Origin of the sequence: Rhizobium binxianense (assembly GCF_028994275.1) — a bacterium.
In the GTDB taxonomy this organism is placed as follows: Bacteria; Pseudomonadota; Alphaproteobacteria; order Rhizobiales; family Rhizobiaceae; genus Rhizobium; species Rhizobium binxianense.
Genome location: NZ_CP118713.1, coordinates 2774157 through 2797900, shown reverse-complemented (window position 1 = coordinate 2797900; position 23744 = coordinate 2774157). Strand labels below are relative to the sequence as shown.

At 61.3% G+C, this 23744-nt stretch carries 28 protein-coding genes and 1 tRNA gene; 16 read left to right on the top strand and 13 right to left on the bottom strand.

All coding sequences use genetic code 11. The features are described 5' to 3' along the window. Positions 1-79 precede the first annotated feature (79 nt). Positions 80-352, bottom strand: coding sequence for a BON domain-containing protein (locus tag PO860_RS13865; protein WP_272782038.1), 273 nt, complete (start codon positions 350-352; stop codon positions 80-82). A gap of 295 nt (positions 353-647) precedes the next feature. Here PO860_RS13865 and PO860_RS13860 point away from each other — a divergent pair, with 295 nt between their 5' ends. Next, the gene (locus PO860_RS13860; protein WP_273881139.1) at positions 648-959 is read left to right on the top strand and encodes a hypothetical protein; all 312 of its coding nucleotides are present in this window, start codon (positions 648-650) and stop codon (positions 957-959) included. Between the two features lie 567 nt (positions 960-1526). On the opposite strand, the gene PO860_RS13855 is transcribed toward PO860_RS13860, so the two are convergent. Next, positions 1527-1602, bottom strand: a tRNA-Ile gene (locus PO860_RS13855). Between the two features lie 200 nt (positions 1603-1802). On the opposite strand from PO860_RS13855, the gene PO860_RS13850 reads away from it, so the two are divergent. After that, positions 1803-2171 carry a response regulator gene (locus tag PO860_RS13850; RefSeq protein WP_275037875.1) on the top strand — a complete coding sequence of 123 codons (369 nt, stop codon included), beginning with the start codon at positions 1803-1805 and terminating at the stop codon, positions 2169-2171. 120 nt (positions 2172-2291) lie between these two features. On the opposite strand, the gene PO860_RS13845 is transcribed toward PO860_RS13850, so the two are convergent. The 3 genes from PO860_RS13845 to PO860_RS13835 form a co-directional block, all read right to left on the bottom strand. Then, complete coding sequence (locus PO860_RS13845) at positions 2292-2483, bottom strand: hypothetical protein (RefSeq protein ID WP_097620357.1); 192 nt, start codon at positions 2481-2483, stop codon at positions 2292-2294. Next, positions 2480-3145: an acyl-homoserine-lactone synthase gene (locus PO860_RS13840; protein ID WP_273884268.1), complete on the bottom strand. Its 666-nt coding sequence runs from the start codon at positions 3143-3145 to the stop codon at positions 2480-2482. The genes PO860_RS13845 and PO860_RS13840 overlap by 4 nt, the downstream gene beginning before the upstream one ends. Before the next feature lie 217 nt (positions 3146-3362). After that, positions 3363-4088 (bottom strand): LuxR family transcriptional regulator, encoded by a 726-nt coding sequence (locus PO860_RS13835; RefSeq protein ID WP_183608359.1) that lies wholly within the window; start codon positions 4086-4088, stop codon positions 3363-3365. 123 nt (positions 4089-4211) lie between these two features. Here PO860_RS13835 and PO860_RS13830 point away from each other — a divergent pair, with 123 nt between their 5' ends. Next, a complete protein-coding gene (locus tag PO860_RS13830; protein ID WP_183608119.1) occupies positions 4212-4406 on the top strand; it encodes a hypothetical protein in 195 nt (64 codons plus the stop codon). A 585-nt stretch (positions 4407-4991) separates the two neighbouring features. Here the strand turns inward: PO860_RS13830 and PO860_RS13825 are convergent. The 3 genes from PO860_RS13825 to PO860_RS13815 all read right to left on the bottom strand — a co-directional run bounded on the left by PO860_RS13825 (position 4992) and on the right by PO860_RS13815 (position 6043). Then, positions 4992-5288, bottom strand: coding sequence for a GIY-YIG nuclease family protein (locus PO860_RS13825; protein WP_183608120.1), 297 nt, complete (start codon positions 5286-5288; stop codon positions 4992-4994). Positions 5289-5571: 283 nt separating this feature from the next. Then, positions 5572-5811, bottom strand: coding sequence for a DUF2934 domain-containing protein (locus tag PO860_RS13820; RefSeq protein WP_183608121.1), 240 nt, complete (start codon positions 5809-5811; stop codon positions 5572-5574). Between the two features lie 25 nt (positions 5812-5836). After that, on the bottom strand, positions 5837-6043 hold the full coding sequence (locus PO860_RS13815) for a hypothetical protein (protein ID WP_097620833.1): 207 nt from the start codon (positions 6041-6043) through the stop codon (positions 5837-5839). A 356-nt stretch (positions 6044-6399) separates the two neighbouring features. On the opposite strand from PO860_RS13815, the gene PO860_RS13810 reads away from it, so the two are divergent. Continuing rightward, positions 6400-6783, top strand: coding sequence for a BRA0787 family protein (locus PO860_RS13810; protein ID WP_097620834.1), 384 nt, complete (start codon positions 6400-6402; stop codon positions 6781-6783). A 123-nt stretch (positions 6784-6906) separates the two neighbouring features. After that, positions 6907-7320 carry a DUF4174 domain-containing protein gene (locus PO860_RS13805; protein ID WP_183608122.1) on the top strand — a complete coding sequence of 138 codons (414 nt, stop codon included), beginning with the start codon at positions 6907-6909 and terminating at the stop codon, positions 7318-7320. 64 nt (positions 7321-7384) lie between these two features. Here PO860_RS13805 and PO860_RS13800 read toward each other — a convergent pair whose 3' ends face one another. Further along, a complete protein-coding gene (locus PO860_RS13800) occupies positions 7385-8095 on the bottom strand; it encodes a GntR family transcriptional regulator (protein WP_183608123.1) in 711 nt (236 codons plus the stop codon). Positions 8096-8362: 267 nt separating this feature from the next. Here PO860_RS13800 and PO860_RS13795 point away from each other — a divergent pair, with 267 nt between their 5' ends. From PO860_RS13795 to PO860_RS13760, 8 genes are all read left to right on the top strand, one after another. Then, positions 8363-9451, top strand: coding sequence for an ABC transporter ATP-binding protein (locus PO860_RS13795; protein ID WP_275038333.1), 1089 nt, complete (start codon positions 8363-8365; stop codon positions 9449-9451). A 53-nt stretch (positions 9452-9504) separates the two neighbouring features. After that, positions 9505-10803 (top strand): ABC transporter substrate-binding protein, encoded by a 1299-nt coding sequence (locus PO860_RS13790; RefSeq protein ID WP_183608125.1) that lies wholly within the window; start codon positions 9505-9507, stop codon positions 10801-10803. A 275-nt stretch (positions 10804-11078) separates the two neighbouring features. Beyond that, positions 11079-11993: an ABC transporter permease gene (locus PO860_RS13785; protein WP_183608126.1), complete on the top strand. Its 915-nt coding sequence runs from the start codon at positions 11079-11081 to the stop codon at positions 11991-11993. Position 11994: 1 nt separating this feature from the next. Continuing rightward, positions 11995-12816: an ABC transporter permease gene (locus PO860_RS13780; RefSeq protein ID WP_183608127.1), complete on the top strand. Its 822-nt coding sequence runs from the start codon at positions 11995-11997 to the stop codon at positions 12814-12816. Position 12817: 1 nt separating this feature from the next. Then, on the top strand, positions 12818-13561 hold the full coding sequence (locus PO860_RS13775; protein ID WP_183608128.1) for an aspartate/glutamate racemase family protein: 744 nt from the start codon (positions 12818-12820) through the stop codon (positions 13559-13561). A gap of 3 nt (positions 13562-13564) precedes the next feature. After that, complete coding sequence (locus tag PO860_RS13770) at positions 13565-14176, top strand: flavin reductase family protein (RefSeq protein ID WP_183608129.1); 612 nt, start codon at positions 13565-13567, stop codon at positions 14174-14176. A 97-nt stretch (positions 14177-14273) separates the two neighbouring features. Beyond that, entirely contained in the window at positions 14274-14771 is a 498-nt protein-coding gene (locus PO860_RS13765) for a heme-degrading domain-containing protein (RefSeq protein ID WP_028756352.1), read from the top strand. Between the two features lie 147 nt (positions 14772-14918). After that, a complete protein-coding gene (locus tag PO860_RS13760) occupies positions 14919-15542 on the top strand; it encodes a DUF2799 domain-containing protein (RefSeq protein WP_273884267.1) in 624 nt (207 codons plus the stop codon). Positions 15543-15545: 3 nt separating this feature from the next. Here PO860_RS13760 and PO860_RS13755 read toward each other — a convergent pair whose 3' ends face one another. After that, positions 15546-16805 (bottom strand): AGE family epimerase/isomerase, encoded by a 1260-nt coding sequence (locus PO860_RS13755; RefSeq protein WP_183608131.1) that lies wholly within the window; start codon positions 16803-16805, stop codon positions 15546-15548. Between the two features lie 168 nt (positions 16806-16973). On the opposite strand from PO860_RS13755, the gene metH reads away from it, so the two are divergent. The 3 genes from metH (at position 16974) to PO860_RS13740 (ending at position 21578) form a co-directional block, all read left to right on the top strand. Beyond that, positions 16974-20747, top strand: coding sequence for a methionine synthase (gene metH / locus PO860_RS13750; protein ID WP_183608132.1), 3774 nt, complete (start codon positions 16974-16976; stop codon positions 20745-20747). Positions 20748-20946: 199 nt separating this feature from the next. Continuing rightward, the gene (locus tag PO860_RS13745) at positions 20947-21180 is read left to right on the top strand and encodes a type II toxin-antitoxin system Phd/YefM family antitoxin (protein WP_183608133.1); all 234 of its coding nucleotides are present in this window, start codon (positions 20947-20949) and stop codon (positions 21178-21180) included. After that, positions 21177-21578 carry a type II toxin-antitoxin system VapC family toxin gene (locus PO860_RS13740; RefSeq protein ID WP_183608134.1) on the top strand — a complete coding sequence of 134 codons (402 nt, stop codon included), beginning with the start codon at positions 21177-21179 and terminating at the stop codon, positions 21576-21578. The genes PO860_RS13745 and PO860_RS13740 overlap by 4 nt, the downstream gene beginning before the upstream one ends. 3 nt (positions 21579-21581) lie before the next feature. Here PO860_RS13740 and PO860_RS13735 read toward each other — a convergent pair whose 3' ends face one another. The 3 genes from PO860_RS13735 to PO860_RS13725 all read right to left on the bottom strand — a co-directional run bounded on the left by PO860_RS13735 (position 21582) and on the right by PO860_RS13725 (position 23630). Then, entirely contained in the window at positions 21582-22346 is a 765-nt protein-coding gene (locus PO860_RS13735) for a GntR family transcriptional regulator (protein ID WP_183608135.1), read from the bottom strand. Further along, on the bottom strand, positions 22343-23227 hold the full coding sequence (locus PO860_RS13730; protein WP_272782052.1) for a glucosamine kinase nucleotide-binding domain-containing protein: 885 nt from the start codon (positions 23225-23227) through the stop codon (positions 22343-22345). Before PO860_RS13730 ends, PO860_RS13735 begins: the two co-directional genes overlap by 4 nt. Before the next feature lie 124 nt (positions 23228-23351). Next, on the bottom strand, positions 23352-23630 hold the full coding sequence (locus PO860_RS13725) for a hypothetical protein (RefSeq protein WP_183608137.1): 279 nt from the start codon (positions 23628-23630) through the stop codon (positions 23352-23354). Positions 23631-23744: the final 114 nt, after the last annotated feature.

Genomic DNA, 23744 nt, shown 5'->3' with positions numbered 1-23744 from the left:
CGGGTCAGATTGAAGCGTTCTGCAGGCGCAGGTTTTCGCCATCCCTCTTGGTACGTCCGAGCTCGCGGAATAACGCTCGCTACTGCGTCGGGAAGCGGCTCAGCATCCGGTCGTGGACATTCTCCTCGCCGACGATCATCGCCGCAAGCGAGATGGCTTTGTCGCGGTCTGCGGCTTTCGTGATATAGCCTTCGAGCAGGACGACAGGGCCGAGCATCCGGATCTCGATGGCGCTGTTGTCGATGTCCGGATCTGCGGACAGGGCTGCCTCGATGGTTGCGATCGTCGATGCTGAACTGTGGCCTTGCGAGCAGCGCTCTTCGTGGCTGTAGTTGTCGGGGCCGAACTTCATAGTCTCCTCCTGATCCGCCCTCCACGGATCTTCAACATGCCTCAAGGCTAATATGAACAGTAGGGCCTGGAGTTGCCAGTCCGACTTAAGTCCGCCTTTCTCTCGGCATCATCCGCTTTAGATGCTCTCCAGCCCTGTTGAAGGGCGCCAGATTGTCGATCCATATGGGGAATGAATAGCAATGCAAACGGTCGGAATAGCGGACTGGCATACAAGTGAAGACTTCGCACCGCTGGGCCGTTCATCGAAGGTTAATGCTTGTTAACCCAGGTTCGCAGCCTGAAAGGATGCGCCGATGAAGATGCTTTTTTCGTCACTCGCAGCCATAGTGTTGGCTGCATCTTTCGCTCTGCCGCTAAACGCCACGCCGCTCATGGTGCCGAACGCAGTACATGTGCACACCGGCGACGTCGAGCAGGTCAAACACCGGAAACATCATAAATGGTACGCGGATCGCCACTGGAAACGGCGACACGCCTACCGCGACTGCAGGTATTACGGCTCGTGCTACCGTCAGCGGTATTACGGCCATCGCGACTATTACGGCTACCGCGACGATTACCCCTATCGCCGTCGGTCAGGTGTGACCGTGTACTTTGATTTTTAGTCGGCATTGCCGCGGACACCAACCCTAGCGCCAGCGCGCCGTCGGCATCACCGGCCGGCGGCTTTTCCGCCTTTTGCCGTTGTCGTCAAGAGTGCCGATGAACAGCACCTTCATCCATCCCCGAAAGAAACGCGTGCGCCATCGGGGCGCACCGGCTTCGTTCGGAGATGGACATGCATCACAAGAGAAAGCGCCCGCGGAAAGCCGCCTGCGGGCTGTGCAAGCCGCATGAAACTAGTGGCAATTGCCCGCGGCATAAAAACATGCAGGTGGGCAACCTGCGGCGCTACCTGTCGGGATCCGACCAGCTCCACTGCGAGGAGATCAAGATGTCGAGTAGGGATGGGAGCTATCAGCAGTAGTCAGCGATTTTTGGATGGACGACGACTCAACAGGCAGACTGTACACCCGCGCGGCTCGTCGTACGAAATTGGCGGGCGCGAGCGCAAAGCTGCTTCTGCCGGATCGAAACGAGACCAAAAGTATCCCGCTTGGCGGTTCAAGTTTTGAAAAGTGGGACCTAGAATACAAAGATCAGCAGGAAAAACAGGAGCCTGCAGAAAACGTTGGTGGGCCCGGAGGGACTCGAACCCCCAACCAAGCGGTTATGAGCCGCCGGCTCTAACCATTGAGCTACAGGCCCTTGGTGCCGGAGGCCGGCACCTGGATGCCGGGGCAATGGTTCCCGCAGCATCGGTTCGCTCTAGCCCAAATTGCAGGGAGCCACAAGCGGGCAGGGCAAGATCTGTGGATGAGGCCGATTTCGCGGGCAAAAGCACTGGAACCTTCCAGGGCGGAAGACACTTATTCGAATCATATCCCGCATGAAAAGGTCGATTGCTGATGGTGGCTCTGAACAGTGCCGTGGTGCTCATCGTGGAGGACGAACCGGTGATCCGGTTCAATGTGCTCGATGTGCTGGAGGATATCGGCCATGTGGCGCTGGAGGCGGCGAATGCCGATGAGGCGCTGGTGGTGCTGAAGGGCCGGCAGGATGTCGATATTCTGTTCACCGACGTCAACATGGCCGGTTCGATGGACGGTCTCCAACTTGCCAAGCGGGTGCGGGCGATGCGGCCGAACATCGGCATCATCATCACATCGGGCATGGTGCGGCTCGACCCCATGGCGCTGCCCGCCAATGCCGCCTTCCTGCCGAAGCCCTATATGCACGACGCACTGATCTCGACGATCGATTCCCTGATGACGTGACTGGATTGCCTGATGACATGACAGGGGCGCGCAGCCGCAAAACGGGGACTGGTTTTGCGGCTGCGCGCGAGGCGCCGGGAGACATGCTCGTCTTCGGGTGCAGCGGAGGGGGTCGCGCCCTCAGCCGAAGCTGCTCTTCAGCGCCTCGTTCTCGTGATGAGCCTTCTTTTCGTAGATCGTGAACAGCGCCATCGAGAGGAGATAGGAGAGGAAGGGATCGCCTATTTGCGTGGCGATGTCGCGGGATGCGAGAACATGGCGCTCCAGCATGCCGATGTCTTTCTGCGTAGCGGTTTCAACGATGCGTTTCATGCTGCCATCTCCAGGAATTGCGTCACGACCGAACGAGCCGGCACGTGTCTGATATAAAGGGGTAGGGTCAGGCCGAGGGCGGCGCGCATCTTGCGCAGCACGCGGTCCGACACTTCGAAGGCGCCGCAGCAGACGGGATACTTGCCGTAGCCGTCTGCGCGGCCGAGTTCTTCCACTTCGGCGCCCGCACGTTTGTAGACGCGCTTGAGATAGGGCTCGTAGTTGGAAATCATCGTATGGATGCCGTGATCGAGCGCGCATTCGCAAAGCGCAAGCAGCATCATCGAGAAGGCGCGGCCGGCATCGATATGGGGGAAATCAGTGGCGATCGCCTCCTCGTCGATGCACATGCGCGTGCCCTCCCAGATGCCGGGGGCGATGAGATCGGCGGCATCGGGGAACGTCTCGCGGAAGACGTCGTAGAGAAGGGTCGGGCCGGTGGTCGGCATCAGGCGCATGCCGCCGTAAAGGCGGGTGCGGCTGTCGTTGCACCAGACGAGATAGGCGGGAGCCAGCGAATCGTAGCTGTCGCGTTCGTAAGGGCCGACGACGGGAACGTCCCAGCCGAGCGTATCGGCGAACACCTTCTTGCGCAGGCGAAACATCTGATCGAGTACGGCAGCGTATTTCTGATACTCATGTGCCTGAATGATAACGAACATTTTGCCCTCCAGCGTTTGCAAGTCCGTGGAAAGCAGAATGGTTCAGGCAGGCCGGATCGGAAATTCCCTCAGATGGGCCCCCTCAAATGAGGGGATTAGCCCAAAAGTATGATGAGTCGAGTCAGGTGCAACCGCGGCGCGGCAAGGACCCGACGCTCCGGCTTTGTTAATCGAGGCATCGTGCTTTCCGAAAACTGATTTGATTTTCGGGCCGATGCTAGGGATTGATGATGCGCAATTGCACGGCCCGCGAGGCGGCGGCCGAGATCGTGGCGCAGCCGAGCTTGAAGCGGGCGGTCTTCAGGTAATCGCGCGTGGTGTGCTCGGATATGCCCAATATGACCGAGATATCCTTGTAATCCTTGCCGAGCGCCGTCCAGTGCAGACACTCGATTTCGCGGGGCGACAATGCCGGCACCGGATCGTTCTCGCCGTGCAGCTCATAGACGGCCTTGCGATGAATCAGATGGGCGATCTCGATCCATTCGTTGCGGCAGCGGCGGACGAGCTCGGCCCATTCGTCGGTCGGTAAGCGGGCATTCACCGATAGAAGCGCGCGGCGCTGCGCCTTGTCGGCGACGGGAATGGAGTAGCCGTTGCCGCCGATGCCGTGCTTCTGGGCGTCGACCAGCATGGCATAGGCCTCCGGCGTCGGCTCGACCTCGCTCCAGTCGAAGGGCAGTTGGCGTTCGAAGCCCTGCTTGACGATCGGGTCGACCTTCACATAACTGTTCAGGAGATAGCGGGAGACCCAGGCATCCGGATAGGTGGTGCGCACGAAGGGCGAATCGATCTTGCTCGCGATCGTCTGGGCGAGATGGTACGTGACGAAATCGAGGCCATATTCAGCCTGGAGAATGCGGATGGCGGCATCCACATTGACCGCGGCCTTGATCTGCTCGAATGCGGGTTCGAACTTTTCGCTATAGGTATTCTCGATCATTTCCACTGCCCCATTCCCTCAATCCTACCGTGAGGACCGTCACAAATACAAGGCATCCCCACATATGCGGGGAATGACAATCCGGGCTTCGTCTGCTAGCGCCTATCCACGAGGAGACCTCATATGGACAGCAAGAGACCATTCGAGATTGCCGAATGCCAACAGGCCGCCAAGGGCCTGAAATCCAGTTGGCAGGACATGGCGGGCTCCGAAGCGCTGATCCGCGCCCTCGTTGCCGAACGCAACGGCGACACCCCGCTGGCGCTGTTCTGGACCGAGGTCCACCGGGCGCTTTGCAAGGAACACAACGTCTTCTGACATGGCCCGCCCCCGCGGGTTTCTGGCTTTTCCCCGATATAAACAGGATCGACCGGGCCCCGGAATCGACGCCGCGGCGCCCCTGGCGGCGCGTGAATCGGTGCTCGCGAACGAACACGTTTCAGTCTCATCCGTTTCCGATTTTGCACAGAGAGTGTCGAGCGGCAATGTCGCGGGCGGGTGGACGCGAAGCACTTATCCAATGTTTTATGCAGATATGCTTGATGAAGCGTCTCCAGCGGGAGCAGGGACGTTGGCGGAGACGGTTTCACTGTGCCATTGCTGCCAGGCGGCAGGGGCCATCACCCGCCCCCGTCCTTCGAGGCTCCGGCCTGTGGCCTGCGCGCCTCAGGATGAGGGCTGATTGTGGTGCCTGCCGCCTGGGATAACTTGCGAGCTTCCCGTTGAGCCGGGCTGCCACCTCTTTCCAGCCTCATCCTGAGGTGCCCCGTAAGGGGCCTCGAAGGACGGGGCTGGCCGCTGCGCTCCGCTTTCGGTGACGCAAGCCGCGCCCTCTCTCCGCCCTCATCCTGAGGCGCCCCGCAGGGGCCTCGAAGGACGAGGCCGGCCACCGATCACACGCGCTCACTTGGCCTCGATCGGCCCGCGTTTCGACAAATCAGGCAAAGCTCCATAATCCATGGCGATCAACGCCTCCTTCTTGCGGCGCGACCAACCCTTGATCTGGCGCTCGCGGGCGATGGCGTCGATAATGCGGTCGTAGGTTTCGGTAAAGACGAGTTCGACGGGGCGGCGCTTGGTGGTGTAGCCGTCATAGGTGCCGGCATTGTGCTCCCAGACACGCGCCTCGACCTCCTGCTTGGTCAGCCCGGTATAATAAGAGCCGTCGCTGCAGCGGAGGATATAGACGGTAACGTCCAAGATGGGGGACTACCATGCGGAGTGAATGGGCAGCAATCGGGCGGCGTTGGAATGCTCCAGCCACCGCCCCCGTTAGGCTCCGGCCTTCGGTCTGAGCGCCTCAGGACGAGGGCTAGTTGTGGTACCGCGTGGCTGATGGGCGATCAGTGTGCTGTGAGGCAAGCGGCGCCCTCTCCCGCCCTCATCCTGAGGTGCCCCGCAGGGGCCTCGAAGGACGAGGCCGGCCACCGGAGTTTCCTCCGGCAACGGGCTCATCGATATTCCGTGAATTGCCGAGATGGGCTCAGCCGACCTTTGTCGAAGGGTTGACCCAGCCGTCGCGCGGCACCTCGGGCCGTTGCGCCTTCGGGCGAAACTTCACCAGCACCTCGCGCCCATCGGAAGAGGCCCGCGTTCGCTCCAGTTCATCGCGCTCGGCAACGGCCTGGCGCCAGTGTTCATCATCACGGCCGTGCGGGCGGCCCTGTTCTTCCCAGATCGCGTAAGCTCTTTTGCTGATCCATTCGTGACGTCGGCTGCTCATCTATCCAGTCCATTCTCTAAAAGCGTTATTCGGCAATTTTGTCCTGCAAAACCGGCGAACGGCGCTTGGCCGCCATGAGCAGGTCGAGCTCGATCGAAGAGGGCCCAAACCGGGTGAAGAGGCTCTCCGCCTGTTCCCCTCCCAGGCCATATTTGGAGGCGAATTCGTCAAGGCTATAGGGGCGGCCGCGCAGAATTCTGCTTCGGCGCTCCGGCTCACGGATTTGCGTCATTGGATTACCCCAGACTGATTTGCGAATTGTGAGAACAAAACAAATTACAGCGGCAAAAGTTCCGTGAATTTCCTGGGTTTTTTCCTCCGATCGTGCCGTTCGAAGGCATCTGGATCCGGCGGCATGGATTTTCCAGAACGGTGATCGATGAGAAAATTTCGACTAAAACATGCAAGAATATCAGCGTGTTATGGAATTAGCTTCCAAGATGGCCGATAAATGGGCTTTACCCCGGCGCGTTACTCTATAGAATCAAAGTGTTAATCGGTTCGCAGGGGCAGCAAATCGCTCGTTCCCCGCGTTGGCGCGACCGATACCGGAGGACTTTGGCTTCAACCCATCAAGAGGAGACAGACATGATGAATGCCCTGCCGCCACTTCATGACGGCCACGCGCCGTTTAACCTCCAGCAGCTGTTTCGCGAAGCACTTTACGCCTTCGAGGAATGGGACAGCGAATTGACCGAGCCGATCGTCACGCACGAAGGACGGGTCATCCCCATCAGCTTCGTTTTCGAAGCCATGCGTACGTGCACCGACATCGTGCCGATGAATATCGTCGGCGCGGTCACCGAACGGCTGACCAAGCCGTGGGAAGGCGAAGGCCCGCTCGACCAGATGACTTTCTCGACGGCGGCGCGCGTCATGCGCGTGCTGGTGCGCAAGCGCCTTCTTGCCAACGGCACGGCCGATCTCGTCGCTGTTTCGGCCCACGCGGCCGAAGACCAGAGCCGCGACTGACAAAGTGAGGATCGCGGCCATGGCTGCGATCCTTTTCCGCTTGCCGGCGGAACCTCGCTCATTCCCAGCCGTTTAATTCGGCATGCACAGCCCGCCGCCAGAGACGGGCGAGGAATGAATGCCATGCTGAAATCCATCGTTCATGAACTCATCGGCACGCCCAGGCGCGAGCCTGAGCTTCCGCAATCGCTTGAGCAGTTCCGCGACAGGAAGCGGGTGCTGATCATCTTCGCCGACGCGCAGGACGACCGCGCCGACATTCAGGACGAATGGCTGCGCAAGGCGCATATGCGCCTCATCGAGGAGGACGTCGAGGTGTTCAGCATCGCCGGCGGCGGCGCGTTTGCGCTGTTCGACGACGACTGGGACCTCGATGCCGATGATATCCGGGAGCGGCTCCAAGGGCCGCCGTCCGGCGAATTCGGGCTGATCCTGATCGGGCGTGACGGACGGGTGAAGCTGCGCTCCAGCGAGCCGATGAGTGCGGAGGACATCTTCGCGGCCTTCGAGGTGCTGCCGAAGAAGACGCCGTGGTAATATTTGGGATGTCCGTTGAATCGATAGGGCGGGCAGCGAAGGCGGCACCCGCCCTTTTTCAGCTTTAAAGTTCGAAGGCTTCCTTGAGGCCGAGGCTCTTGCGTTCACGCAGGTCGAGGTCGGCCTCGATATGGGCGATGTGATGCAGCATCAGCCGGCAGGCGCGGTCGAGTTCGTCATTTTCGATCGCCGCAATGATGTCGCCGTGTTCGGAATGGCCGCAGCTCGATACGGTCGACTGGCCGTAGAGCGCGATCACCAACGACGAGCGGGCGACGAGCTCTTCCATGAAGCGCTGCATGATCGCATTGCCGGAGATTTCCGCCAGCCTCAGATGGAAATCGCCTGATGCCTTGATCTCGGCGCGCCGTGCCGTCTGGCCGCGCTCGCTCATCAGGCGGCCTTCTTCCAGCAGAAGCTGTTTCAGCTGGCTGATGTCACCGGGTGTCATTCGTGCCGCCGCCTCGCGCAATATGCCAGGTTCGACCAGGCGGCGGGCGGCAAAGATCTGCCGGGCCTCATCGGGCGAGGGGTAGGCGACGAAGGCCCCGCGGTTCTTTTCGACGCTGACGAGGCCTTCATAGGAGAGCGCCTGCAGTGCGGCGCGGGCTAGCGTGCGGCTGACGTTGAAGAGGTTGCCGACATCGTTTTCCGAAAGTTTGGTGCCCGGCGAAAGCCTGCGCTCGACGATTGCCTCGCGAATGGAATCACGGATCAGTTGTGCGCTGGTTTCGGCGGAGTCTTCGGCCTGCGTGGCCTTGGCAACGGATTTCATGAAAATCAATTTCCTGGTGATCGGCAAACCATATCCGGCTTCCCCGAAAAAGTTAAACGGAATTTGTGCTCGAAGCAGCGCGTAAATTGTATACGATCATTTGCATTAATCGCAGACAATAGCCTAAATCATGTGCAGACATCATTGCGCCTATAATTTGCCCACTCGCATCTCTAGCCGTGGACATCCCAGATTCATAAGGGTTTTGGCTCCGCCGCGGAGTTGGCACGGCAGATGCATCGTTTTGTCCGAACAGGGGAAGGCATGATGTCGAAAGCGGCAGAGATCGATATAGTATCTGTTTCTAAGGTCTATGGGGCGACGACCGCGGTCCAGGCGATCAGCTTGAAGATTCCGGCCGGCTCCTATTGCTGCTTCCTCGGGCCGTCGGGCTGCGGCAAGACCTCGACGCTGCGCATGATTGCCGGCCACGAAAGCATCTCGTCGGGCGATATCAGGCTCGGCAATGTCGTCGTCACCGATTTTCCGCCGGCCAGGCGCGGCACGGCGATGATGTTTCAGTCCTATGCGCTGTTCCCGCATCTCGATCTGATCGATAACGTCGCCTTCAGCCTGAAGATGAAAGGCGTCGACAAGGCCGAGCGGCGGGCCAAGGCGCTCGAGATGCTGAAGCTGATGCAGATGGAGCCTTATGCCGACAGGCGCCCGGCCCAGCTTTCCGGCGGCCAGCAGCAGCGTGTGGCGCTGGCGCGCGCGCTGATCACCGATCCGGAGGCGCTGCTGCTCGACGAGCCGCTGTCGGCGCTCGATCCGTTCCTGAAGATCCGCATGCGCGCCGAACTAAAGAAACTACAGAAGTCGCTCGGCATCACCTTCGTGCATGTCACCCACAGCCAGGAAGAGGCGATGGCGCTTGCCGATATCATCGTCATCATGAATGACGGCCGGATCGAGCAGGCGGCAGCCCCGCGCGAGGTCTTCGAGAAGCCGGCAACCGCCTTTGTCGCCCGCTTCATGGGCGATCACAACGTGCTGTCAGGCCGGGTGACCTCAAGCGAGAACGGCGTGCTCGTCATGACGGTGCCGGAGGGGCAGAGCTTTTCCGTGCGCGGGACGGGCAGGGCGGTCGGCGAGCCCGTCGATATCGGCATCCGCACCGACCGGGTGCGGCTGCAGGTGGCAACCGAATGGACGCTCGGCTTCGATGGCGTCGTCTCCAACATCGAATATCGCGGCTCCTCCGTGAAGATCACCGTTCTCGGCGCCGGCAGCGACGACTTCACGGTCATCGCCGACGACAGCGACTATTTCGCTCGGCCGGTTGCCGTCGGCGACGCCGTTTCGCTCAGCTGGGCGCCTGAAGATGCAGTGCTTCTCGGCCGACCTTCCGCATAGACCATCACCATCAAGAACCATGAACCTTCTATATCAAGAAAAGGGGAACTGACATGACGACTGAGACAACATCGACCAAGGCGGAGAAGGGTCTCTCCCGCCGCACGCTGCTGAAGACGGGTGCTGCCGCCGTCGGCGCCATCGCCGGCTCCGGCGCCATCACCGGCTTTCCCACCATCTGGGCGAAGACCAACATCACGCTTCGCCAGTTCGGCACCGGCGTCTCCAACATCAATGCCATTGCCGAGAAGTGCAAAGCCGATCTCGGCATCACGCTGGAGATGACGGCGACCGATTCCGACGCCGCCGCCCAGCGCGCCGTCACCCAGCCCGACAGCTACGACATTGCCGACATCGAATACTGGATCGCCAAGAAGGTGTTTCCAACAGGCGCGCTGCAGCCGATGGACGTCAAGAAGCTGAAATATTACGATAAGATCGTGCCGCTGTTCATCAACGGCAAGCTGAAGGCAGATAGCGTGATTGCCCAGGGCACGGCGCCGCACACGGTCGGCTTCGTTGAGGCGCAAGGTTCCAAGAAGTTCGCCAAGGAGCCGACGCAGTGGATGACGATGGTTCCCACCATCTACAATGCCGATACGCTCGGCATCCGCCCCGACCTCACCGGCCGTCCGATCACCAGCTGGGCCGATATTCTCGATCCGGCTTTCAAGGGCAAGACCGCGATCCTCAACATCCCGTCGATCGGCATCATGGATGCGGCTATGATCATGGAAGCCGCCGGCAAGATCAAATATGCCGACAAGGGCAACATGACGAAGGACGAAATCGACAAGACGATCGACTTCCTGATCAAGACCAAGGGCGACGGCCAGTTCCGCGCTTTCTGGAAGAGCTTCGACGAAAGCGTCAACCTGATGGCCTCGGGCGAAGTCGTCATCCAGTCCATGTGGTCGCCGGCTGTCGCCGCCGTTCGCTCCAAGGGCATCGCCTGCACCTTCCAGCCACTCAAGGAAGGCTACCGCGCCTGGGGCGGCGGCCTCGGCCTTGCCTCGCACCTCAAGGGCGCGCAGCTCGATGCGGCTTACGAATACATCAACTGGTACACGTCAGGCTGGGTCGGCGGCTACCTCAACCGCCAGGGCTACTATTCCGCCTGCATGGAGACCGCCAAGAACTTCATGACGGCAGACGAATGGGGCTACTGGATCGAAGGCAAGGCTGCGACCGGTGACATTCTGTCTCCTGAAGGCAAGGTCATGGAGAAGGCCGGTGCGGTCCGCGACGGCGGTTCCTTCGAAGCCCGCATGGGCGCGGTTGCCTGCTGGAACTCCGTCATGGACGAGGACCGCTACATGGTCCGCCGCTGGAACGAGTTCATCGCGGCCTAAGGCGACTGCCATTTTTCCCCTCCCTAACCCTCCCCACAAGGGGAGGGAGTCCGGAGGCGGTGCGGCAGTGAAACTCCCTCCCCCTCGTGGGGAGGGTTGGGGAGGGGACTTCTCAGTCTCGCTGCCAAAAAGCAAGGTTCGCGGTGGCCCAGGCGCCGCCGCGATTCTCTTCTCCCCAGCAGGGGGCCGAAGGACGGGGCGAGACCAGTGGCTCGACCCAGGCAAAGGTGCCGGCAGGCGTCCCGCCCGACGTAATCAGAACGGAGAAAGCGAATATGGCCACCATCGCGGCGGAAACGGAAGAGGACGGCCATGGCGCGCGCGGCGGGCGTGGACTGAGGCTTTCCCCATCCGCGATCTCCTATCTCCAGGCGACGCCGCTGTTCGTCATCCTCGGCTTCTTCTTCCTGCTGCCGATTGCGATGATATCAGTCGTCAGCTTCTGGGACTATGATTTCGCCGGTCTCTATCCCGATTTTCTCACCATGAACTACACCGATACGCTCGGTTCGTGGGTGACATGGAAGACCTATCTCAACACGCTGAAATTCACCGCCATCGTCTGGTCGCTGACGCTCGTCATCGGATTCTGGGTTGCCTATTTCCTGGCCTTCCACATCCGCAGGACCTCGACGCAGATGATCCTCTTCCTCGTCTGCACCGTGCCGTTCATGACCTCGAACATTATCCGCATGATCTCGTGGATCCCGGTGCTCGGTCGCAACGGCCTTGTCAATTCGGCGCTGATCAAGATGGGCATCATTCCGCAGCCGATCGAATGGCTGCTCTATTCCGATTTCGCCGTCGTGCTCGCCATGGTGCATCTCTATACGCTGTTCATGGTGACGCCGATCTTCAACACGCTGATGCGCATCGACCGGTCGCTGTTCGAGGCGGCGCGCGATGCCGGCGCCTCGGGCTGGCAGGTGCTGTGGAACGTGGTCATTCCGCTCGCCAAACCCGGCATGGCGATCGGTACGATCTTCGTGGTGACACTCGTGATGGCCGACTTTTCGACGGTGCAGGTGATGTCCGGCGGCCAGAGCGCCTCGGTGGCGCTGATGATGAAGAACCAGATGTCGCTGCTGCAATATCCGGCGGCTGCGGCCAACGCCGTGGTGCTGCTCGCCGTCGTGCTTTTGATGGTCGCGGCCATTCTGCGCGTCGTCGACATCCGCAAGGAGCTTTGAGATGAACCACGAAAAACGCGGCCTCGAATTCTACCTGCTGGCGATCTTCTTCTTCATCTTCGTGCTGTTCCTCTACGGCCCGCTTTCGGCGATCCTGATCCTGTCCTTCCAGGGGCCGGATGGCGGCCTGACCTTCCCGATGAACGGCGTTTCCACGCACTGGTTCTTCAACCTGTTCGAGAAGCAGGCGGTCGGCGATTTCGGCGCTTCCTTCCGTCGTTCCTTCACTCTCGGGCTGATGGTGATGGTGGTGACGGTCGTCGTTTCGCTGCTCGCCGGCCTTGCCTTCCGCCGCCGTTTCCCAGGTTCGACCGCGCTGTTCTACGCCACCGTCGCAAGCCTTGTCGTGCCGTCGATCATCATCTCGCTCGGGATCGGCGTCGTCTTCCAGGAGGGAGGGCTGAAGCCCGCCTGGTATTCGTCGGCCTTCGGCGCGCATCTCACCTGGACGCTGCCCTTCGGCGTGCTGATCATGTTTGCCGTCTTCAACCGCTTTTCGCCGGCCTATGAAGAGGCGGCGCGCGACCTCGGCGCCAGCTCCTGGCAGACGTTCCGCCATGTCGTGCTGCCGATGATCGCGCCGAGCCTGATCGGCGTCGGCCTGTTCGGTTTCACGCTTTCCTATGACGAATTCGCGCGCACATTGATGACATCGGGCAGCTACAATACGCTGCCGCTCGAAATCTACGGCATGACGACCAACGTGACGACGCCGGTGCTCTATGCCCTCGGCACGGTGACGACGCTGTTTTCGTTCACCATCATTCTCATCGCGCTCGGCATCATGACGATGCTCAGCCGGCGGCAGGCAAAGATCAACTGATATGCGCATTCTCATCGTCAATCCGAACACCACGGCCTCCATGACTGAGAAGGCCGCGACCGCCGCGCGCGCGGTGGCAGCCGCCGGCACGGAGATCATCGCCGCCACCTCGCGCATGGGGCCGGTTTCCATCGAGGGACATTACGACGGCGCGCTGGCGATCCCCGGTCTGCTCTCAGAACTCAGGGAGCGGCAGGCGGTGGGCTATGACGCGGCTGTTATCGCCTGCTTCGACGATACCGGGCTCGAGGCGGCACGAAGCTTTGCCGATGTGCCGATCCTCGGGCTTTGCGAATCCGCCGTGGTCACGGCGGGCTTCCTGGCGCAGCGCTTCACCGTGGTGACGACGCTGGAGCGGTCACGGGTGCTGATCGACAATCTCGTACGCCGCTACGGCATGGGTGAGCGCGCCAAGGTGCGCGCCTCCGACATCCCGGTGCTGGAGCTGGAAGATGCGGCCTCGGGCGCGATCGGCAAGCTCAGGGCCGAGATCGAGCGGGCGCTTTCAGAAGACGGCGCCGAGGCGATCGTGCTCGGCTGCGCCGGCATGACCGATCTGGCGCGCGAGTTGCAGGAGATCTATGGCGTGCCTGTTGTCGACGGCGTCGCGGCCGCCGTCAAGCAGGCGGAAGCGCTGGTATCGCTCGGGCTTTCCACCAGCAAGCGCGGCTCCTATGCCTCGCCGCTGCCGAAACCTTTTACCGGCGCGATGAACCCCTTCTCGCCGGCTGGGCAGCTCGGCTGACCCATGGCCATTTCCTTCGACTTCACGCAGCTTTCGGAGCGCGAGCGTTACAAGCTGATGATCGGCACGATCATTCCGCGGCCGATCGCGCTGGTGACGACGGTCGATGAGCATGGCCGGATCAACGCCGCACCCTTCAGCTTCTTCAACTGCCTGTCGGCCGATCCGCCGATCCTGGCGATCGGGGTCGAGAACAATGCCGATATGTCGTTCAAGGACACCGGTCACAATATCCGCATGACCGAGGTCTTCACCGTCAACATCGTCTCCTTTGCCATCGCCGAGGCGATGCATGTCTGCGGCGCCAGATATCCGCGCGGCGTCGACGAGCTGAAGGAGGCGGGGTTGACCGCGATGCCGGGCGAGAAGGTGGCTTCGCCCTGGATCGCCGAGGCGCCGGCCGCCTTCGAATGCCGGCGGCATGTGACGCTGGAGCTCGGACGCTCGCGGCAGATCGTCATGGGCGAGATCGTTTATGCGCATTACCGCGACGGCGTCGTCGATCCGGAAAGGCTGCATGTCGATCCGGCCGCGGTCGATGCGATTGCGAGGCTCGGCGGCGACACCTGCGCCACCATCCGCGACCGTTTCGAGATGCTGACGCCGAAGCTCTGACGGGTGGGATAGGCCATAGGTCCAAGTTTTTGCTTTACTTTTTCGGCTCCCGCGCGAATGGTCTGCACGGATTATCGCGGCAGAGGAGCGCTTACCCATGACAATCGAGAACGATCTCAGCCGGATCGCGGAGCAGGAGAAGGCGCTGAGCTTCGACGCTTTCGACCTGACGACGGCATGGCAGCTCGGCAAGCTCCTGCAGGAACTCGCCACCGAGCGCGGCCTCGGCATTGCGATCGATGTGACCCTGCATTCGATGCCGGTCTTTTACGCGGCATTGCCAGGTGTTACGCCCGACAACGTCAACTGGGTCCGCCGCAAGCGCAACATGGTGCTGCGTTATTTCCGCAGCAGCTATGCCTCCGGCCTGAAGCTGCAGAAGGACGGCAAGACGGTTGAGGATAACGGGCTTGATGGCGCCGACTATGCGCCGCATGGCGGCAGTTTTCCGATCAACGTCAAGGGCACCGGCTGCATCGGCGCCGTCACCGTCTCCGGCCTGCCGCAGCGCGACGACCACAATCTCGCCGTCGAGGCGCTGGCGCTGATGCTGGCGAAGGATCTGGATACGCTGCGGCTTGCCCCACCGCTGTGATGCGGTTGCTCTGACATCGTCGCTTTCGCCGTAATTTTGACAGAAAAAAGCCATGAAAACTGCAAAATCGTGTCACCGCTCCGGTGACGCGGGCTTGTCCTGCGGCTAAGCTGCGGTCATTGCACTCCTCATTTTACCCGGGACGCCATGATCCGCCTGTTCTTTGCGCTTGCCGCCACTGTCGGCTTCGGCCTTTTCCTTGTCTCCTGCAACACGCTGTCCAAGGAGGAATGTGTCGCCGCCGACTGGCGGGTGATCGGCGAGAGTGACGGGGCGGCGGGTTACGAGCCGCAACAGCGTTTCGCCGCACATGCGAAATCCTGCGAGCGGGTCAAGATCGTGCCCGACCAGACAATCTGGTTTCAGGGGTACCAGACCGGCCTGGTGCGCTACTGCACGCCGCTCAGCGGGCTTGCACACGGCCAGGCGGGCAGCGGTTACGCCAATGTCTGCCCACCGGAAGCCGCGTCGGGCTTCCTGCGCGGCTTCAACCTCGGCAGCAAGCAGCACGGGCTGCAGGAGCGCCTGACCTCGATGCAGAACGATTATAGCTCCAAGGAGACTGAGATCGATGAGCTTTCCGACAAGCTGAAGGATGCCAAGGACGGCGACCGCTCGGAACTGCGCCGGCGGATCGAGGATCTGGAAGACGATATGCACGACATTCGCCGCGACCAGCGCTACGTGCAGGACGACCTCGACCGCGTCAACGAGGATGTCGAATGGTTCCAGCGCAACCCGAGCGCCGAACTGCCGGCGCCGGGCTACTGAACCTCAGAGCTTGCCGCCGGCCTCGGCGATGCCCTTCGTCAGGCTGCCGGTGGCCGGGAAGAGCGGGATGAGGCAGGCCTGCAGGGCGTGGTAGATGTCGCCCTTGCCGGGGAACAGCGAGTGCGAGGGCACGAGATCTTCCGTCAGTTCTTCGTGCCAGCCGCCGTTCTTGTGGTCGATGAAGGCGCGTTCGATCACGTTCCAGATCTTGCGGTAGCTCTCCTCGTGGAAATCGCTCGGCAGGTGCTCGTTGAGGAAATGTGCGGCAGCCGCACCTTCGCAGGCCGGCCACCAGAGCTTGTTGCGCTTGGCGGGCTTGTCGTCCCAGTCGAGCGTGTAGAAGAAGCCGCCCCTGTCGTTGTCCCAGCCGAGCGCCATGGATTGGGCAAACAGCGCCTTGGCAGCATCCGGCATCCATTCGATGCGTTTACCGCCGAGCGCCCAGAGCTGCAGGATCAGGCGGGCCCATTCCAGCCAGTGGCCGGGCGTCGTGCCGGCCGGGCGGAACATTTCATTCGGGTGATAATAAGTCTTGTCGAGGGTCCATTCGGCGTCGAAATGCTCGGCAACGCGCCAGTCGACCGAACCGGCTGCCCGGCGGATGACGAGATCGGCGATGCTTTCGGCCTTGGTCAGATAGTGTTTGTCGCCGGTGGCTTCGAAGGCCGCCATCAGCGCTTCGGTCAGGTGCATGTTAGAGTTCTGGCCGCGATAGGCGCCGCCGTCGAGCGGCTGCCAGTCGGCGGTGAATTCCTCGGCGATCGCGCCGTGCTTGGCTTCCCAGAACTTGGTGGTCAGGATCTCGGTGATATCGTCGAGCATGCCGTCGGCCAGCGGATGGCCGATGGTTTTTGCGGAGGAGGCGGCGAGCAGCACGAAGGCATGGCCATAACCCTGCTTGTTGGAATCGACCGGACCGTCATTGTTAAGCGACCAGAAATAGCCGCCGTTTTTCCGGTCGCGATGGTGGTTCCAGAGATAGTCCATGCCGTGGTCGACGAGATCGCCAGCCCCCGGGCGGCCGAGCAGGGCGCCGATCGAGAAGCAGTGCACGGCGCGCGCCGCAATATGGATGCCGCGCACCTGGCCCTCGGCGTCGAGCGGCCTGCCTTGATCGTCGAGATCGTAGAAGCCGCCCTTGGGGTTGACCGAATTGTGCTGGAAGAAATCGAAGAGGCCGTTCGCCTGGTTGAGCAGCCAGCCGCGATGATAGGCGTGGGTCGTCCAGTTTCCAAGCACGGCGTTGCCGGTTGTGGGTGCCATGATGCTCCTCCGATTTCGTGCACAAACGTCGCAAACGCCTATATAGAGGTCGAGTGAACCTGTCATCGGCGAAGGTTTGCAAAGCACGAAATCACTAGCCATATATTGACATAAAGATATCTTTATGTGATTTGGAAGTCTGGTCTTACGACGTCAAGGAGCCCTCCCGTGTTTGACACCCTCTTTGGTCCGGAAACGGGCAAGCGTGACGGCAGCGAAGTTTTCGCGGCTTTGAAACAAGCCGCGAGCGAGCGCATCCTTGTCCTCGACGGCGCCATGGGTACGCAGATCCAAGGGCTCGGCTATGACGAAGACCAGTTCCGCGGCACGCGCTTCATCGGCTGCGCCTGTCACCAGAAGGGCAATAACGACCTTCTGATCCTGACCCAGCCGGATGCGATCGAAGAGATCCATTACAAATACGCCAAGGCCGGCGCCGATATTCTCGAGACCAACACCTTCTCCTCGACCCGCATCGCGCAGGCCGATTACGAGATGGAAGGCGCGGTCTACGACCTCAACAAGGAAGGCGCCGAGATCGTCCGCCGGGCAGCCCAGCGCGCCGAACGCGAGGACGGCCGCCGCCGCTTCGTTGCCGGCGCCATCGGGCCGACCAACCGCACCGCCTCGATCTCGCCCGACGTCAACAATCCCGGTTTCCGTGCCGTCACTTTCGACGATCTGCGCGACGCCTATGGCGAGCAGATCGACGGGCTGATCGACGGCGGCGCCGACATCATCCTCATCGAGACGATTTTCGACACGCTGAACGCCAAGGCGGCGATTTTCGCCTGCGAGGAGCGCTTCGCGGCCAAAGGCGTGCGCCTGCCGGTGATGATCTCCGGCACGATCACCGATCTTTCCGGCCGCACGCTCTCCGGCCAGACGCCGTCGGCCTTCTGGAACTCGGTGCGTCATGCCAACCCGTTCACGATCGGCCTCAACTGCGCGCTCGGCGCCAATGCGATGCGCCCGCATCTGCAGGAGCTTTCGGGCGTCGCTGACACCTTCATTTGCGCCTATCCGAATGCCGGCCTGCCGAACGAATTCGGCCAGTATGACGAAACGCCGGAGCTGATGGCGGCGCAGATCGACAGCTTCGCCCGCGAAGGCCTGGTCAATATCGTCGGTGGCTGCTGCGGTTCGACGCCGGAACATATCCGGGCGATTGCCGAGACCGTGGCGAAATACAAGCCGCGGCCGATCCCTGAGCATCGCCCCTTCATGTCGCTGTCGGGTCTCGAACCCTTCGAACTGACCAAGGACATTCCCTTCGTCAACGTCGGCGAGCGCACCAACGTCACCGGCTCGGCGAAGTTCCGCAAGCTGATCACCAATGCCGATTACACGGCAGCGCTCGATGTCGCCCGCGACCAGGTCGAGAACGGCGCGCAGGTGATCGACATCAACATGGACGAGGGCCTGATCGATTCCGAAAAGGCGATGGTCGAGTTCCTCAACCTGATCGCCGCCGAGCCTGACATTGCCCGTGTGCCCGTGATGATCGACTCGTCGAAATTCTCGATCATCGAATCCGGCCTGAAGCGCGTCCAGGGCAAGCCGATCGTCAACTCGATCTCGCTGAAGGAAGGCGAGGAAAATTTCCTCGCCCAGGCGCGGCTGCTGCACAATTATGGTGCCGCCGTCGTCGTCATGGCCTTCGACGAGACGGGACAGGCGGACAGCTATGAGCGCAAGGTGGAAATTTGCACGCGCGCCTACAAGCTGCTGACCGAGAAGATCGGCTTCCCGCCCGAGGACATCATCTTCGACCCGAACATCTTCGCGGTCGCGACCGGCATCGAAGAGCACAATAATTACGGCGTCGATTTCATCGAGGCGACGCGGACGATCCGTGAGCGCATGCCGCTCGTGCATATCTCCGGCGGCGTTTCCAACCTGTCCTTCTCGTTCCGCGGCAACGAGCCGGTGCGCGAAGCGATGCATGCCGTGTTCCTCTACCACGCCATCCAGGCGGGCATGGACATGGGCATCGTCAATGCCGGCCAGCTGGCGGTCTACGACAATATCGATCCCGAATTGCGCCAGGCCTGCGAGGACGTGGTGCTGAACCGCCGCCCCGAAGCCACCGAGCGGCTGCTCGAAGTGGCCGAGCGTTTCCGCGGCGCCGGCGCCAGGGAAGGCCGTGTCCAGGATCTCTCCTGGCGCGAATGGAGCGTCGAGAAGCGTCTCGAACATGCGCTGGTCAACGGCATCACCGAATATATCGAAGCCGATACCGAGGAGGCGCGCCAGCAGGCCGCCCGGCCGCTGCATGTCATCGAGGGCCCGCTGATGGCCGGCATGAACGTCGTCGGCGACCTCTTCGGCTCGGGCAAGATGTTCCTGCCGCAGGTGGTGAAGTCGGCGCGCGTCATGAAGCAGGCGGTCGCCGTGCTGCTGCCTTACATGGAAGAGGAAAAGCGCCTCAATGGCGGCGAAGAGCGCCAGTCGGCCGGCAAGATCCTGATGGCGACCGTCAAGGGCGATGTGCACGATATCGGCAAGAACATCGTCGGCGTCGTGCTGGCCTGCAACAATTACGAGATCGTCGACCTCGGCGTCATGGTGCCGGCGACGAAGATCCTCGAAACGGCGATCGCCGAAAAGGTCGATGTCATCGGTCTTTCGGGCCTGATCACGCCGTCGCTCGACGAGATGGTGCATGTCGCCGCCGAGATGGAGCGGCAGGGTTTCGAGATCCCATTGCTGATCGGCGGGGCGACGACCAGCCGCGTGCATACGGCCGTGAAGATCCATCCGGGCTACAACAAGGGGCAGACGGTCTACGTCACCGATGCCAGCCGCGCCGTCGGCGTCGTCTCCGCGCTGCTCTCGCCGGAAACGCGCCAGAGCTATGTTGATGATATCAGAGCCGAATATGCCAAGGTGGCGGCCGCCCATGCGCGCAGCGAAGCCGAGAAGGTGCGCCTGCCGCTACCGCGAGCCCGTGAGAATGCCCATAAGGTCGACTGGTCGGCCTACCAGCCGACCAAGCCGCAATTCTTCGGCACGCAGGTGTTCGAGGATTACGATCTCGCCGAGCTTGCCAGATACATCGACTGGACGCCGTTCTTCCAGACCTGGGAACTGCGCGGCCGTTACCCCGCCATTCTCGAGGACGAGAAGCAGGGCGAGGCGGCGCGTGCGCTCTGGGCCGATGCGCAGAGCATGCTGAAGAAGATCATCGACGAGAAGTGGTTCCGCCCGCGCGCCGTCATCGGCTTCTGGCCGGCCGGCGCCGTCGGCGACGATATCCGCCTGTTCACGGACGAAAGCCGCAAACAGGAACTCGAGACCTTCTATACGCTGCGCCAGCAGCTTTCGAAGCGGGACGGGCGACCGAACGTTGCGCTCTCCGACTTCGTCGCGCCTGTCACAAGCGGTGTAAAGGATTATGTCGGCGGCTTCGTGGTCACGGCCGGCATCGAGGAAATCGCCATCGCCGAGCGCTTCGAACGCGCCAACGACGATTATTCCTCGATCCTCGTCAAGGCGCTCGCCGACCGCTTCGCCGAAGCTTTTGCCGAGCGCATGCATGAGCAGGTGCGTCGCGACTATTGGGGTTATGCCAAGGACGAGACGCTCAGCAACGAGGATCTCATCACCGAAGCCTATGCCGGTATTCGCCCGGCGCCGGGTTATCCCGCACAGCCCGATCACACCGAAAAGGCAACACTCTTCAAGCTGCTCGACGCTGAAAAAGCGGCCGGTGTGAAGCTGACGGAGAGCTATGCGATGTGGCCGGGTTCCTCGGTCTCCGGCCTCTATATCGGCCACCCCGACTCCTACTATTTCGGCGTCGCCAAGGTGGAGCGGGACCAGGTGCAAGACTATGCCAAGCGCAAGGGCATGGAGGTTTCCGAAGTCGAACGCTGGCTCGGACCGGTGCTGAACTACGTGCCGCGCAAGGCGGATGAGGAAATCGACGACGCGGCCTGATGGCCGAGTCATCCTCGTCGCTTAAGGCGGCAAACTCAGAGATTGATTCAATGCGCGGAAAAGCCGGGAGGTGATTCACTTTCCGACTTTATGATATTGATGTGGCTTAACAATTCGCTCGATTTCACATCCTTTGAATTTGATGGCAGAATGCGAGGTGAAATGATATCATTAGCTAAGTTAGCTAATGAGGGCCGCGATGCAGGTTACGATCCATGCCGCAAAGACCAATCTGTCGAAATTGATCGACGCCGCTCTTTCCGGTGAGGAGGTGGTGATTGCCAAGGGGCGCAAACCTGTCGTGAAGATCATTCCGATTGTGCAGCCTTCCTTTAAAGTCGGCCTGCTCAAAGGGCAGGTTGTTGGACGTGGGCCGGACTTTTTCGAACCCATGGATGAGGGCGAACTTGCATCCTGGGAAGGGGCCGAGTGAATTCGCTTCTGCTCGACACCCATGCCTGGGCATGGTCGCTGACCGGCGACGAGCGGCTCTCGGCCAAGGCGATTGCTTTGATCGAAAAGGCGGAGATTATTCTCGTCAGTCCAATATCCCTGTTTGAAATTGGGCAGAAGGTTCGTCTTGGCAAATGGCCGGAGATGGAGCCTTTCATCGAGCGGCTCGCAGATCTGTTGCATGAACAGGGCGGCGTTACCGCCGCGCTGACGCCGGATATATGTTTGACCGCTGCTGTCATAGAGTGGCAGCATCGAGATCCCTTCGACCGGCTGCTTGCGGCAACCGCCATGCATAATGGTATACCAATCATCTCCGCCGACATGATCTTCGACGAACTTAGCGGACGCGACCTTTGGATTGCCCGCTTCTGGTAAGGTCTACGTGACCGCGATCGTCAGCTCCGCGACAAAGTCATAAGCGTCGCCGCGATAGAGCGAGCGGGTGAATTCCACGGCGCGGCCGGAGCCGAGGTAGGAAATGCGCTCGATCGACAGGCCGGCGGCGCCGACGGGGACGCCGAGAAGCTGGGCGTCGGCTTCCTTCATATTGGTCGCCGAAATGCGCTGCACGGCGCGCACGGGTCGGACCTGGAGGCGTTCGAGTTCGGCATAGAGCGAATTGGTGACCGCCGCCGGATCCGGCAGGAATTCGCCGGAGACGCTGGCATTTTCGATCGCCAGCGGCTGGTCGTCGGCGATGCGCAGACGGGAGAGGCGCGAAACCTTTACGTCGGCGGCGAGGCCGAGGATCATCATCTCGTCGGGCGAGGGGGTGTGGATGCCCTTATGCAGCCATTCGGAGCGCGAGGACATGCCGCGGCGCGCCATGTCTTCGGTGAAGGAGGTGAGCTGCGACAGGCGCTGCTCGACCTTGGAGACCGGCTTGGCGACGAAGGTGCCCGAGCCGTGGCGGCGCACCAGCAGGCCGTCGGCGACGAGTTCGTCGATCGCCTTGCGTACGGTGACCCGGCTGACGGCGGCAAGTTCGGCGATGTCGCGCTCCGGCGGCAGCGCGTCGCCATGGCCGAGGGTGCCTGTGCGCACGGCTTCTTCGAGCGTGCGGCGCAGCTTGACATAGAGCGGGCCGGTGCCGGCCGCCTGCAGGCGTTCCAGCGACAGGATTGTGGCGAGATCGTCGGTCATGCCGCACCTCTCTGCTGATCGTTCAGAAGCTTGACCGCAAGTTCCACCGCACCCTGCAGGGCATCTCCCTTCGGCTTGGCAAGCCGTGACCTGTAGCGTTCGGAAAGCCACGGCTCATAGGCTCCCGCAAGGCCACCGAGCAGGCAGATCGACGGGCATTCGGACCATAGCAGTGCTTCAAGGCTTTCGCCGATCGCCGTCGCCGCATCGGTGACGATGCCGGCCGCAACGGCATCACCCTTGGCGGCATGTTCGAAGACAACAGGCGCGTAACGGGCGAAATCCGTCGGCCGTGCCGAATGGGCGAATTCGACGATGCGCTCGGGGTCGTTGCCGTATTCCGCCATGACCGCCTCGGTCATCGGCGATGCCGGACGCACCTGGTCATGGGCGAGGAGCGAGCGTTCCATAAGGTCGCGGCCGAGGCGGGCGCCGCTCGCCTGGTCGCCGACGACGAAGCCCCAGCCGCCGATGCCATTCAGCCGGCCATCTCTACGGGCATTGTAGACCGAGCCGGTGCCGAAGGCGCCGACGATGCCGTCGGCATCGCCGAGCGCGCCTTGTAGCGCGATCAGCGCATCGGTGACGACGCGGCCTTCGGCAAAGGGCAGGGCCTTTTCGATTCGCTGGCCGTAATCCGTGACATTGGCGCCGGCGACACCGACGACTGATACAACGGAGGAAATCGCTTCAGCGTCGAGCCCCGCATCGCGCAGCGCATAGCGGGCGGATTCGACGATGTTGAAAAGAGAGTTTTCGAGATCTGACAGGATGTTGGCGGGGCCTGATCTGCCGCGACCGATGACATTGCCGCTCCTGTCCGCCACTGCGGCCCGGCAACTCGTTCCGCCGCCATCTATGCCGATTGCAAGCTCCGTCATCGGACCTCCGAATACGCCGTTCCCACATGTTTTGAATACAATACCAAAAAAATACCATTTACCAAGTGGGAATGATTGAGAAAATGTACCTTTTTATCATATTGATTTTGCTTGATAAAATTTTTTAATGAATTTTTGGCGGCGAAAAAGTTAAATTCGGCTGGACAATTGGTATTTTTTTGGCCTTAATTCGACAAAAGGGAACAGCATTTCGAAGCCCACGAAAACCGGCAGCACAGCCAAGCCGGAACCGCTTCGGGAATGATTGCCAGAATGCCGCCGGCCTGTCGGGGCGGTAGTGGAATTCAGGCGTCATCGGCTTTCCCATCATTTCGGCGCGTCCGGTGCAGGTCATCGGCAAGGCGCATAGTCCGGCCGCAGGCGATCCGCCTTTGCGTCCCATCGAGCTTTCGGGGTCGGCAGCCGCTGACGGCCCTCCAAGGGGCATTGGGGTGTTTCCTCAGACACGCCAACTGCTTGTTTCAGATCGAAAACGGCGCCTTCCGGCGCCTGAAAA